This window comes from Streptomyces hokutonensis, assembly GCF_000376565.1.
Taxonomy (GTDB): domain Bacteria; phylum Actinomycetota; class Actinomycetes; order Streptomycetales; family Streptomycetaceae; genus Streptomyces; species Streptomyces hokutonensis.
In genome coordinates this window covers 125,094-137,661 of record NZ_BARG01000006.1, presented here as the reverse complement: position 1 = coordinate 137,661, position 12,568 = coordinate 125,094, and the positions used below count along the sequence as shown (strand labels likewise).

The window sequence follows — 12,568 nt, the reverse complement described above, 5'->3', positions numbered from 1 at the left end:
TAAAGCCCGCCGAAACGGTCGTACCACTGAACAAGCTGCCCAGCAGAAACGCAAACTATTGCGCACCTTGCCGAACAGGGGGAGCCTGCGCTCATGACGCAGACCACTCACCACACTCCCGACACCGCCCGGCAGGCCGACCCCTTCCCGGTCAAGGGAATGGACGCGGTCGTCTTCGCCGTGGGCAACGCCAAGCAGGCGGCGCACTACTACTCCACGGCCTTCGGCATGACGCTGGTCGCCTACTCCGGACCGGAGAACGGCAGCCGCGAGACCGCCTCGTACGTCCTCACCAACGGCTCCGCCCGCTTCGTGTTCACCTCCGTGATCAAGCCGTCCACGCCCTGGGGCGAGTTCCTCACCCGCCATGTGGCCGAGCACGGTGACGGCGTCGTCGACCTCGCCATCGAGGTGCCGGACGCGCGCGCCGCCCACGCCTACGCCGTCGGGCACGGCGCCCGCTCGCTCGCCGAGCCGTACGAGCTGAAGGACGAGCACGGCACGGTCGTCCTCGCCGCGATCGCGACCTACGGCGAGACCCGCCACACCCTGGTCGAGCGCGTCGGCTACGACGGCCCGTACCTCCCCGGCTTCGCCCCCGCCGACCCGCTCGTCGAGGCGCCCGCCCACCGCACGTTCCAGGCCATCGACCACTGCGTCGGCAATGTCGAGCTCGGCCACATGAACGAGTGGGTCGGCTTCTACAACAAGGTCATGGGCTTCACGAACATGAAGGAGTTCGTGGGCGACGACATCGCCACCGAGTACAGCGCGCTGATGTCGAAGGTCGTGGCCGACGGCACCCTGAAGGTCAAGTTCCCGATCAACGAACCGGCCGTCGCCAAGAAGAAGTCCCAGATCGACGAGTACCTGGAGTTCTACGGCGGCGCGGGCGTCCAGCACATCGCGCTCAACACCAACGACATCGTGCGGACGGTACGGACCATGCGCGCGGCCGGGGTCAAGTTCCTCGACACCCCGGACTCGTACTACGACACCCTCGGCGAGTGGGTCGGCGACACCCGTGTCCCCGTCGAGACCCTGCGCGAGCTGAAGATCCTCGCCGACCGCGACGAGGACGGCTACCTTCTCCAGATCTTCACCAAGCCGGTCCAGGACCGTCCTACGGTGTTCTTCGAACTCATCGAACGGCACGGCTCGATGGGCTTCGGAAAGGGCAACTTCAAGGCCCTGTTCGAGGCGATCGAGCGGGAGCAGGAAAAGCGGGGCAACCTGTAACTCAGGGGTCCCGCAAGGGACTTGGGAGGACCGTGGCCGACGCGCCCATCGACCTGACCGCCCCGGCGGTGCGCTGGCTCTGGAACAAGGGCACCCTGCACGAACCCACGGTCCTCCAGTCGTTCGCCCTCGACGAGGTCCACCAGCGCCTGTACGTCCTCCAGTCGAGACAGGGCGGCGCCGACGCGGGCAACCTCTGCCTCAACCAGCTCGACTACACGGGCAGGTCGCTCGGCCACATGCACCTCCAGGGCTTCGGGCACGGCGTCAGCATGGGCGTGCAGAACACCCCCGACGGAGACGTCTGGATCTGGACCGAGGCCGCCGCGAAGGCCGGTTCAGGCGGCGCCTACGGCCAGGCCGTCACCCGCTTCCACTTCGCCAACGGCGCGGTCCGCACCGCCGCCGACGTCGCGATCCGCAAGCCGATCGCGAACTCCACCAACAACCAGCCCACGGTCTGCGCGACGTCCAACCGCATCGCCGTCCGCTACCGCATCGCCGGCCAACCCCGTTACCGCGTCTGGGACTTGGACGCCTTCGTGGCCCGCGACTACGCCACGCCCCTCGCCGACATCGCGCAGACCGGCGCCCACCCCGACCCGGCGATCCCGTTCCAGGGCTACGCCCTCGACGGCGACCACCTCTACCAACTCGCGGGCACCGCCTACGACTCCATCACCAACCCACCCGCGAAACACGGCAACACCTACGTCTCCTGCCTCGACATCCGCACCGGCGAACTCCTCCAGCAGTCACGCACGGAGGCCGCCCACACCCTCACCTACCGCGAACCGGAGGGCCTGGCGGTCCGCACCAAGCCCGGCACCCGACTGTGCCTGGGCTTCGCGTCCGGGGAGGCCGGGGCACGCCGGTTCTCGCTCTGCCTGAAGCCGTAGCCGCGGTCCCCGGACGTCAAGCCGTCTTCTCCTGCGGCTCCTTGTCCTGCGGTTCCTTGTCCGTGGGGAGCGGCTCGGCCGGCGGCTCGCCCAGGGCCGCCAGCGCCTGCTGTGCCAGCGGCACCCGCAGCGGGGAGAAGTACGGGTTGATCTGCAGCGCCTCCTGGAGATGCCGGCGCGCGGACGCGGTCTTGTCCAACTCCCGCTCGATCATGCCCCGGTGGAACGCGTACAGCGCGTCCCGCACCCCGCCCCCGTGCACCTTGTCCGTCGCCACCGACGCGAACTTCAGCGCCTCCGCGTCCTGCCCTGCCCGGTGCAGTGCCCACCCCAGCGCGTCCGCCACCGGGATCCCCGGCTGCCGGGCCCACTCGGCGCGCAGCCGCCGTACGGCATCCTGTACGTCCCCGTGGTCCGCCTCGAACACGCCGAGCACCAGCTCGTCGTCGACCCCGCCCGCGGTGTCCCGGGTCACCAGGGTCCGCAGGGTGTCGTACTGCACCCGGGCCGCCTGGGTGAGGCCCAGCGACTCGTACAACTCGCCCAGTTCCAGGGCGTATTCGGGGGTCGGCTGCTTGGCGAGGGCGACCTGGTAGGCGTTCAGGGCCTCCGAGGTGCGGCCCAGGGCGGCCAGGGCGCGGCCCTCTCCGGCGAGTGCCTCCCGCTGGTCGGGATCGATGCGTACGGCCGCCTCGAAGTGCCGTAGCGCCACCTCCCGGTCCCCGCGCTCCCAGGCCAGTTCCCCGGCCCGCTGCCACCAGGCCGCCTGTTCGGCGGGCGCGGTCGCCCCGGCCGCCGCGTCGGCGAGCTGGGCGGCGGCGTCCTCGCGCCAGCCCCGGTCGCGGTAGACCTCGGCGGCGCGCGCCATCACGGCGGGTCCGGAGTGCAGTTCCTGGAGCTTTTCGAGGGTCCGCCGGGTCGCCTTGTAGTCGCCGAGGCCGGTGTACGCGTCGATCAGCAGCGGATACGTCGTCCAGCGCTTCGGCGCCAGCTTCACCGCGGCCTCGCCCCAGGTCCGGGCCGCCCGGAAGTCCCGCCGCTCGTTCGCGAGCGCCGTCAGGCCGTCCATCGCCACGGCGCTCGCGTCGTTGCCCTTCGCGCGGACCTTCAGCGAGGTGCGGAGGGCGTCGTCGGCCTTCGGGTAGTACAGGGCGTCGCCGGTCCGCCGCCCCTGCTCCACGTAGGCCACCCCGAGCACCGCCCAGGAGCGCGCGTCCCGCGGATTGGTCCGCACCCGGGCCTCGCGGTCGCCGATCAGCGCGGCCAGGTCGGGCAGCGCGGCCGGCACCCCCGCGGTGACCGCGGTCAGCGCCTGCGTCTTGGGTCCCGGCGCGGGCGGCGGCACCCGGCGCGGTTCCTCGGGCAGCAGCCACAGCAGCCCGCCGACCATGGCGCATCCGGCGACCGAGGCGATCAGCACCCGCCGCAGAACGGGGGAGCGGCGCCTGCGCGGCTCCGCCACCAGGGACGTACCCGGGCTCCGCTGTTCGTTCTCCATGGCGCTCACTCTGCGTCAGTACGACGACCGTGCCCCGGCAGCCGAAGCCGCGCGTGGACGGGGTTCACACCGATGGCCGCGAGTGCGACGCTGTGATCATGAGCCGTATCGAAGCGCCTCGCGACCACGACACCGGAACCCTCCTCGACCGCCTGCTGACCGGGCTGCCCGCCGAGGCCGTCCTCACCGACCCGGACGTCACGGTCTCGTACGCCAACGACATGGCGAGCTTCTGCCCGTCCGGCACCCCCGCCGTCGTCGTGCTTCCGCGCACGGCCGAACAGGTTCAGCACGTGATGCGCGTCGCCACCGAACTGCGCGTCCCGGTCGTCCCACAGGGCGCCCGCACCGGCCTGTCGGGCGCGGCGAACGCCTCCGAGGGCTGCATCGTGCTCTCGCTCGTCAAGATGGACCGCATCCTGGAGATCAGCCCGGTCGACCGCATCGCGGTCGTCGAGCCGGGCGTCATCAACGCGACCCTCTCCCGCGCGGTCAACGAACACGGCCTGTACTACCCGCCCGACCCCTCCAGCTGGGAGATGTGCACCATCGGCGGCAACATCGGCACCGCCTCGGGCGGGCTGTGCTGCGTGAAGTACGGGGTGACGGCCGAGTACGTCCTCGGCCTGGACGTCGTCCTCGCCGACGGACGGCTGATGAGCACCGGGCGTCGTACGGCCAAGGGTGTCGCCGGATACGACCTGACGCGGCTGTTCGTCGGCTCGGAAGGCTCGCTGGGCATCGTCGTGAAGGCGGTCCTGGCGCTGAAGCCGCAGCCGCCCCAACAGCTCGTCCTGGCGGCCGAGTTCGGGTCCGCGGCCGCCGCGTGCGACGCCGTGTGCCGGATCATGGAGGGCGGGCACGTGCCGTCCCTCCTCGAACTGATGGACCGTACGACCGTCAAGGCCGTGAACGACCTCGCGCACATGGGACTGCCGGAGAGCACCGAGGCGCTGCTGCTCGCGGCCTTCGACACGCTCGACCCCGCCGCCGACCTGGCCGCCGTAGGAGCCCTCTGCGAAGCCGCCGGAGCCACCCAGGTGGTGCCCGCCGAGGACGCGGCCGAGTCCGAACTGCTGCTCCAGGCGCGGCGGTTGTCGCTCACCGCGCTCGAGGCGGTCAAGGGCACGACGATGATCGACGACGTGTGCGTGCCCCGGTCGCGGCTCGGCGAGATGCTCGAAGGGGTGGAACGGATCGGTGAGAAGTACCAGTTGACGATCGGTGTCTGCGCGCACGCGGGCGACGGCAACACCCACCCCACCGTCTGCTTCGACGCGCAGGACCCCGACGAGTCCCGGCGGGCCCGCGAGTCCTTCGACGAGATCATGGCGCTCGGCCTGGAGCTCGGCGGCACCATCACCGGCGAACACGGCGTCGGCGTCCTGAAGAAGGAGTGGCTGGCCCGCGAGATCGGGCCGGTGGGCGTGGAGATGCAGCGGGCGGTCAAGGCGACCTTCGACCCGCTGGGGATCCTCAACCCCGGCAAGCTCTTCTGACCCCGTCCCTCTCTTCTACGGCTCACTCCCCGTCCCGCGACTCGTCCGACGGCCACGGGTCGCGCAGCCACAGGTCGTCGGCCGGGGTCGGTGCGAGCAGCTCGGCGAGGCCGTCGTCGATGCCGAGCTGCTCCGCCTCAGAGCCCGGGGGCACCACCCGCAGGGTCCGCTCCAGCCACGCCGACACCTGGGCCGCCGGGGCCTCCAGCAGGGCGTCCCCGTCGGGTGAACTCAGCGCCATCAGGACGACGCTGCGCCCCTCCACCTTCGTCGGCCACACCCGTACGTCCCCGTGCCCGCACGGCCGGAACACCCCCTCGACGAGGAGTTCGCGGGCGAACGTCCAGTGCACGGGGTGCTCGGAGTTGATGTGGAAGGAGATGTGGACGGCGTACGGGTCGTCGGTGCGGTAGCTGAGCCGGGCCGGAACGGGAATGCTCCGTTCCGGCGACAGGATCAGCTTCAGCTCCAACTCCCGCTCTACGACTGTGTGCATGACGTGTGTCCTCTCGTGCTCGCGGGGTCCCGCGGTGGGCCCGTACGAGTGGAGAGGGCGTGCGGCCGTAAGCATTACGCGACTTCGGGAAACTTTTTTTGCGCGAGGCTTCGCGAAGGCGTCAGGGGGCTTCGGGGCGTGTGGACTCCGTGCACGAGCTTGCCCGGAAAGGAGTGGGTCCGACGGGACGGGCAGTGGCGATGGCACAGGTCTGATAGATGTGGACACCCCCATTTGACCTCCGAGCAGATACGGGACGACGGACATGAGCGCCCCAACGCCGGCACCCGGTGACGACAGGCCCCGCGAGGGGTACTACCCGGACCCGTCCATTCCTGGATACGTCCGGTACTGGAACGGCGCGGCCTGGGTGCCCGGCACCAGCCGCCCGGCGCCGTCGGACGGGCCGGCGCCCGCCGCGCCGTCCGTCGAGGAGACCGGCCCGCACTTCTTCGACGAGGACCCCGAGCCCGCGTCGGCCTGGGGCGCGGACCGCGCCCACCAGAGCGGTTTCGGCGGCGCCCGGGACCACCACGTCTCCTGGGGCACCCCGGACCCGAGGGTCCCCGCCCAACCGGAGGAACCCCCCAACCCCGGCACGTTCGTCTTCCACCGCCAGACCCCGGACCAGGACCTCCCCGACGAGGGCACGACGACTTTCCGCCGCCCCACCCCGCGCACCCCCCAACAGGGCGGGGCGCCGGAGGCGCAGGGCGGGAGCACGGGCAACGCGGACGGCGCGTCGACGGGGGCTGCGGGCGACTTCGGCGCGCAGGGTTCGGCGGAGGCCGGTGGTTTTGGGGCGCAAGGTTCGGCGGGGTCCGGTTCGGCTGCCGGGGGTTATGGCTCGCAGGGGGCAGCGGGAGCTGACCCGGGCGCCGGTGGTTTCGGCCCGCAGGGTGGGGCGGGCTCCGGCTCGGGTGCGGGTGGTTTCGGCGCACCGGGCCCGGCAGGTTCGGGCCCGGGGGCCTTCGGCGCACCGGGCTCGGCCGCGGCCGGGAACGACGGCGCCCGGGGCGCTGCCGGGACCGGCTCCGCCGCCGGGGGGTACGGCCCGCAGGGTTCAGCGGGGGCCGGTGGTTTCGGCGCGCAAGGTCCGCGCGGTTCCGGATCGGGGGCCGACGGTTTCGGCCCGCAGGGCTCGGGTGGCTCTGGTTCGGCGGCCGGAGGCTACGGCTCGCAGGGCGCGGTGGGCTCCGGCCCTCAAGGCTCGGGCGGTTCTGATTCGGCCGCCGGAGGGTACAGACCGCAGGGTTCGGCCGCAGCGGGCTACGGGCCCGCCGGGACCGGCTCTGCAGGCGGGGACCACGGCGCCCGGGGTTCTGCCGGGACGGGTTCCGGTGCCGGGGCCTTCGGCGGGCAGGGCGCTGACGCGAACGGGTCCGGCGCCGGGGATTACGGTGCCCGGGGCGCCGGCGGGACCGGCTCCGCCGCAGGCGGCTTCGGTGGTGCCGGTGCGGCGCCCGCCGGCGATGGCCGGCGGCCCGGCGGGAGTCTGCCCGCCGCCGGTGGACAGGGGTCCGGCGGGAACTCCCCGTCCGGCGATCCCTCCGGCCCCGGCTTCGGCGCCGGAAAGGCGGCTGCCGCGCGTGCCGCCGCCCAGGCGCAGGCGGGCCAGGCAGGCGCCGGCGCGGGGGCGCCCGCCGCCCAGGCGCAGGCGGGCCGGGCGGGCACCGTTCCCGCCCCCGCCGCTTCCACGGCCCTCTCCGGCCCCCCGCAGCCCGCCCCCGGCGTCCCCCAGCAGTCCGGCCCGGCGCAGCCGCAGGCGGGCTCCGGGAGTACGCCCATGGCCTCCGGCGCCGGTGGTGGGCAGCCCTCCTGGGCGCAGCAGGTGCATCGGCTGGCGGGGGACGAGGACGGGCCCGTGGCGCCCTGGAAGCCGCCCGTGGAGGACGTGTTCCAGGCGGCGGCCCGGCGGCAGTCGGCGGCCCGGCCCGCGGGGCTCGGCAAGCGGCTGGTCGCGCGGCTCGTCGACACGCTCGTGCTCGGTGCGGTGACCGCCGTGGCCGCCGTACCGCTCGGCACCAAGGCGGCCGACCACATCAACGAGAAGATCGACGCGGCCAAGCTCTCCGGCCGTGCCGAGACGGTCTGGCTGCTGGACGGCACCACGGGCGCCTACCTCGGCATCGTGCTCGCCGTACTCCTCCTCTTCGGGGTGCTCTACGAGGCGCTGCCGACCGCCAAGTGGGGCCGCACCCTGGGCAAGAAGCTCTGCGGTCTCGAGGTGCGCGTGATCGAGAGCCACGAGCCGCCCGGCTTCGGCGGGGCGCTGCGCCGCTGGCTGGTCTACAGCGTCCCGGGCCTGCTCGGCGTCGGGATCGTCGGTGTCGCCTGGTGTCTCTTCGACCGGCCCTGGCACCAGTGCTGGCACGACAAGGCAGCACATACGTTCGTAGCGGGATAGCGGAGTACGGCATCCGGGGTACCTGATTCCGTACCCCGGACGGCCGCTCGCCGGATGCGGAGCCGTGGCGTTCGCGGTCGACTCGGGCCATGAGTACCGAACCGCCTCCGGGCTCCGGCCAGCAGCCGCCGGAAGACGACCCGTTCAGGAAGCAGCCCCCTCCTGGCCAGGGATCGGGCTCACCGTACGACCCGCCGTCGTACGGCAGTCAGCCGCCGCCCTTCGGCAGTGAACCGCCCCCCTACGGCGGCGGCTCCTACCCCACCGACCCGCTCGCCGGCATGCCCCCGCTCGCCGACAGCGGCCGGCGCACCCTCGCCCGGATCATCGACATGATCCTCGTCGGCATCGTCGTCTGGCTGCTCACCTGGGCCTTCGGCGTGCACGAGTACGACATCAACTTCGACCACGTCTCGTACGCCAAGTCGCTCGGGCAGTCGCTCGTCGCAGCCGTGCTGTACATGGGCTACGACACCGTGATGCTCGCCAAGTCGGGCCAGACGCTGGGCAAGAAGTGGCTGGGCCTGCGGGTGGCCAACCTGGACAACGGGTCGACGCCCTCCGTGCAGACCAACCTGATCCGCGCGGCGGTGCTGTGGATCCCGTTCGCGTTCTGCTGCGCCTGCATCTGGACGGCGATCAGCGGCGGTTGGAGCTTCTTCGACAAGCCGTACAAGCAGGGCCTGCACGACAAGGCCGCCAAGACCGTGGTGGTCAGCACGCGTTGAGGCGGCCGGGGTCAACTCCCGGGCACACACAGCGAATCGGCGGGTCCGTCGTCAACGGACCCGCCGATTCGCGTGGTCGGGCGTGCGCTTGGGCTTGTGCTTGGTCTAGGGAGTGCTCCGCTCCCGTACCGGCTCCGCGGACGAGACGGCGGCGGCGGAGACGGTCTCCCGCCGTACCGGCACGCGCCTGCGCTGCGGAACGAGGGCGGGCGCGGGCGCGGCCTCGGCCGTCGCGCGGGCCGTGGCCGCGGTGCGGGACCTGGGCTGTGGCACCGTCAGGGAGACGAGCAGCCCGAGGGCGAGCGCCGCGAAGGCGACGACCGCGATCCCCAGACCCGAACTCGTCTGTGACAGCAGCAGCATGGCGAGCGTCGAGAAGATCACGGTGAACGAACCGTAGGCGAGCTGTGCGGCGGTCGGACGAGGCATGGCAATCGAGTCCTCGTTAGGCGATGGAGGGGAGCTGTGAAAGGGGGGTGCGACAAGGATGTCGGCCTGGCTTTCCGCCGGTTCCGGGCGATCCGCCAATCGACTCTATTCGCCTGCATGCCCGAGTGGAACGCGCAGTAAGCGTGACCTAACACACGGCTCCGGAGCATGGGGGGCGCACGGAGTCATACCGTCCACGAAGTGGACGGACCCGCGCGCCTGTTGAGCGATGCACGAGTAAGCCCCAGGTGTCCGTAAAACGGACCCCTGCTTCGCATAGTGCACTTGTCCTGCTCAAGTCAAGGTCTGTCTTTTCTCGTAAACCTCTAGTCAAATAACGTCACTTGACTATCACGCGTACACCGCGCGCGGACCTTCCATGACTTCCAGGACCCCCCCTTCCGCGCGGTCGGGTACGCAGGGGAGGACATCAAGTGACCAGCAGACCCTGGACGTTCAGAGCGGCCGCGATAGGTGTCGCCCTCGCGGCGGCCACCGCCACGTTCTCGACGTTCGCCGTGGCGGAGGCCAACACCTCGGCCGAGTCCGCAGCCGTCGACCGGCACGACCCCGCGCCGGTCGCGCAGAAGGAGCACGACCTCGACGGCCCGCTGAGCAAGACGCAGGACGCCCAGCGCCAGGAGGCCCTCAACGAGGTCATAGCCGGCAAGGCGTCCGTCAAGGACCGCAACGGCTCGAAGGTCGTCCAGCTCAAGAGCAAGGGCGGCAAGAGCAAGTACGTCGAACTGAGCCGGGAGAAGACCGACAAGATCTTCACGATCCTGGTCGAGTTCGGCGACCAGGTCGACAGCCGCTACGGCGGCACCGTCGGCCCGCTGCACAACCAGATAGCCGCGCCGGACCGCACGAAGGACAACTCCACGGCCTGGCAGGCGGATTACAACCAGGCGCACTTCCAGGACCTGTACTTCGGCACCGGCAAGAACACCGAGTCGCTCAAGAAGTACTACGAGAAGCAGTCCTCGGGCCGCTACTCGGTCGACGGTGAGGTCACCGACTGGGTCAAGGTCCCCTACAACGAGGCCCGTTACGGCTCCAACAAGGCCTCCACCGGCGCCTGGTACGCGGTCCAGGACGGCGTCAACGCCTGGGTCGCCCAGCGCGAGGCCGCCGGCGACACGGCCGCCGAGATCAAGACGGAGCTGGCCCAGTTCGACCAGTGGGACCGCTACGACTACGACGGCGACGGCAACTTCAACGAGCCCGACGGCTACATCGACCACTTCCAGATCGTGCACGCCGGCGAGGACGAGTCCGCGGGCGGCGGCGCGCAGGGCGAGGACGCCATCTGGGCCCACCGCTGGTACGCCTTCGGCACCGACGCCGGCTCCACCGGACCGGACACCAACAAGCTCGGCGGCACCCAGGTCGGCGACACCGGCGTCTGGGTCGGCGACTACACCATCCAGCCGGAGAACGGCGGACTCGGCGTCTACGCCCACGAGTACGGCCACGACCTCGGCCTGCCCGACGAGTACGACACCGCGGGCGGCGAGAACTCCACCGGCTTCTGGACGCTGATGTCGTCCGGCTCCTGGCTCGGCACGGGCAAGGAGGCCATCGGCGACCTGCCCGGCGACATGAACGCCTGGGACAAGCTCCAACTGGGCTGGCTGGACTACGACGTGGCCAAGGCCGGCGTCAAGTCCAAGCACACGCTGGGCGTCGCGGAGTACAACACCAAGAACCCGCAGGCCCTGGTGGTGCAGTTGCCGGAGAAGGCGGTCACCACGACGGTGGTCACCCCGGCGCAGGGTGCCACCCAGTGGTGGAGCGGCAGCGGCAACGACCTGAGCAACACCCTTTCCCGCACGGTGGACCTGACCGGCAAGTCGTCGGCCGCGCTCACCCTGGACGGCTGGTACGACGCCGAGCAGGACTACGACTTCCTCTACACCGAGGTGTCGAAGGACGGCGGCGCGACCTGGACCCCGATCGACGGCAAGCTCGCCGACGGCACCGCCATCCCGCGCGACGGCAGCGGCAACCCCGCCCTCACCGGCACGGCCGCCGCGTACCAGAAGCTGACGTACCCGCTGGACGCCTACGCGGGCCAGAAGATCGACGTCCGCTTCCGCTACCAGACGGACAGCGGCGTGGCCCAGAAGGGCTTCGCGGCCGACGAGATCACGGTGACCGCCGACGGCGCCGCCCTCTTCTCCGACAACGCCGAGTCCGCCGACGCCGCGTGGACCGCGAAGGGCTTCTCGCGCATCGGCGCGTCCTTCACGGACGACTACGCGCAGTACTACATCGCCGAGAACCGTCAGTACGTGTCGTACGACAAGGTGTTGAAGGTCGGCCCGTACAACTTCGGCTTCTCGACGACCCGTCCGGACTGGGTGGAGCACTACGCCTACCAGAACGGCCTGTTGATCTGGAAGTGGGACACCTCGCAGTCGGACGACAACACCAGCCAGCACGCCGGTGAGGGTCTGATCCTCCCGATCGACTCGCACCCGACGCAGCTGAAGTGGTCCGACGGCACGCTGATGCGCAACCGCATCCAGGCCTACGACTCGCCGTTCAGCCTGTACCGGACGGACTCGGTCACGCTGCACAAGGCCGACGTCGCCACCAAGATCAAGTCGCAGCGCGGTGTGCCGGTCTTCGACGACGGCAGGTCGACCTACTACGACACGTCGAACCCGACAGCCGGTGTCAAGATCACTGACACCAACACCCGGATCAAGATCGTCAAGGAGTCGCTGAACGGCTCGACGATCAGCCTCCAGGTCGGCCCCTCGGCGAAGTAGTCGGTAAAAGCGCAGGTCAGAGACGTATCGGCGGTGACCCCCTGGCGGGTCGCCGCCGATCCGTGTTTAGGTGCGTCCTGTGCCTGGCTTATTGACACCGACCTCGACTTCGACCCGCACGGGGGTGTGACCGCATTGTCCGCAGGAGGTTTCTGCAAGCTGCCCACAGGCAGCGTGGTGGTGGCGTTGAACCTGCCAAGACCCACCGCCCAGGGCGACGGCTGCGTCCGCGTGCTCGTCCACGCCCGCAACCGCGCCCGGGCCCTGACCCGGCTCCGCAACCTCGGCATGCGGGCCGTCTACCTGCGCGGCAACGCGGAACCACCGACCCCGGACGAGATCACCGCGGTCCTGCACCACCCCGACGGCCTGATATGGCGCACGGCCCCTGACAACGCTGTCGTGACCCCGGGCGCGGAACTGCCGCACGAGCTGTGGCACCCGATCAAGGCGCTGCTGCGGAGGCCTCCGGCGGCGGCCTGAGGGGTTGTGCGTTGTCTGCGGGGCGGTGGGGGCTGGTCGCGCAGTTCCCCGCGCCCCTAACGGGGCACGAGGCCCCTGACAACGCTCAGGGCACTGTTGCGAAGGCCCGCGGC

10 protein-coding genes and 1 pseudogene are annotated in these 12,568 nt (G+C 71.0%); 8 read left to right on the top strand and 3 right to left on the bottom strand.

Annotated features, from left to right (window positions below; genetic code table 11):
* Positions 1-93: 93 nt before the first annotated feature.
* Positions 94-1,239, top strand: a complete 1,146-nt coding sequence (gene hppD, locus SSP08S_RS02190) for a 4-hydroxyphenylpyruvate dioxygenase (RefSeq protein ID WP_019065938.1) — start codon at positions 94-96, stop codon at positions 1,237-1,239.
* A 32-nt stretch (positions 1,240-1,271) separates the two neighbouring features.
* A complete protein-coding gene (locus SSP08S_RS02185) occupies positions 1,272-2,138 on the top strand; it encodes a phage baseplate protein (RefSeq protein ID WP_019065937.1) in 867 nt (288 codons plus the stop codon).
* A gap of 16 nt (positions 2,139-2,154) precedes the next feature.
* On the opposite strand, the gene SSP08S_RS02180 is transcribed toward SSP08S_RS02185, so the two are convergent.
* Entirely contained in the window at positions 2,155-3,636 is a 1,482-nt protein-coding gene (locus SSP08S_RS02180; RefSeq protein WP_019065936.1) for a tetratricopeptide repeat protein, read from the bottom strand.
* A gap of 92 nt (positions 3,637-3,728) precedes the next feature.
* Here SSP08S_RS02180 and SSP08S_RS02175 point away from each other — a divergent pair, with 92 nt between their 5' ends.
* Positions 3,729-5,135, top strand: coding sequence for an FAD-binding oxidoreductase (locus SSP08S_RS02175; protein ID WP_019065935.1), 1,407 nt, complete (start codon positions 3,729-3,731; stop codon positions 5,133-5,135).
* A 22-nt stretch (positions 5,136-5,157) separates the two neighbouring features.
* On the opposite strand, the gene SSP08S_RS02170 is transcribed toward SSP08S_RS02175, so the two are convergent.
* A complete protein-coding gene (locus tag SSP08S_RS02170; protein WP_019065934.1) occupies positions 5,158-5,631 on the bottom strand; it encodes an SsgA family sporulation/cell division regulator in 474 nt (157 codons plus the stop codon).
* A gap of 265 nt (positions 5,632-5,896) precedes the next feature.
* On the opposite strand from SSP08S_RS02170, the pseudogene SSP08S_RS64755 reads away from it, so the two are divergent.
* The 3 genes and pseudogenes from SSP08S_RS64755 to SSP08S_RS02160 all read left to right on the top strand — a co-directional run.
* Positions 5,897-6,331 (top strand): annotated as a pseudogene (locus SSP08S_RS64755) (DUF2510 domain-containing protein); the annotation flags it as partial.
* A 1,086-nt stretch (positions 6,332-7,417) separates the two neighbouring features.
* Positions 7,418-8,038 carry an RDD family protein gene (locus tag SSP08S_RS64750; RefSeq protein ID WP_019065932.1) on the top strand — a complete coding sequence of 207 codons (621 nt, stop codon included), beginning with the start codon at positions 7,418-7,420 and terminating at the stop codon, positions 8,036-8,038.
* Between the two features lie 89 nt (positions 8,039-8,127).
* Positions 8,128-8,766: an RDD family protein gene (locus SSP08S_RS02160; RefSeq protein WP_019065931.1), complete on the top strand. Its 639-nt coding sequence runs from the start codon at positions 8,128-8,130 to the stop codon at positions 8,764-8,766.
* A 105-nt stretch (positions 8,767-8,871) separates the two neighbouring features.
* Here SSP08S_RS02160 and SSP08S_RS02155 read toward each other — a convergent pair whose 3' ends face one another.
* The gene (locus tag SSP08S_RS02155; protein ID WP_019065930.1) at positions 8,872-9,195 is read right to left on the bottom strand and encodes a hypothetical protein; all 324 of its coding nucleotides are present in this window, start codon (positions 9,193-9,195) and stop codon (positions 8,872-8,874) included.
* A gap of 434 nt (positions 9,196-9,629) precedes the next feature.
* Here SSP08S_RS02155 and SSP08S_RS02145 point away from each other — a divergent pair, with 434 nt between their 5' ends.
* Together SSP08S_RS02145 and SSP08S_RS02140 are read left to right on the top strand one after the other, a co-directional pair.
* Complete coding sequence (locus tag SSP08S_RS02145; protein ID WP_019065928.1) at positions 9,630-11,972, top strand: immune inhibitor A domain-containing protein; 2,343 nt, start codon at positions 9,630-9,632, stop codon at positions 11,970-11,972.
* Positions 11,973-12,107: 135 nt separating this feature from the next.
* Positions 12,108-12,455, top strand: coding sequence for a hypothetical protein (locus tag SSP08S_RS02140; RefSeq protein ID WP_026178113.1), 348 nt, complete (start codon positions 12,108-12,110; stop codon positions 12,453-12,455).
* The last annotated feature ends 113 nt before the right edge of the window (positions 12,456-12,568 follow it).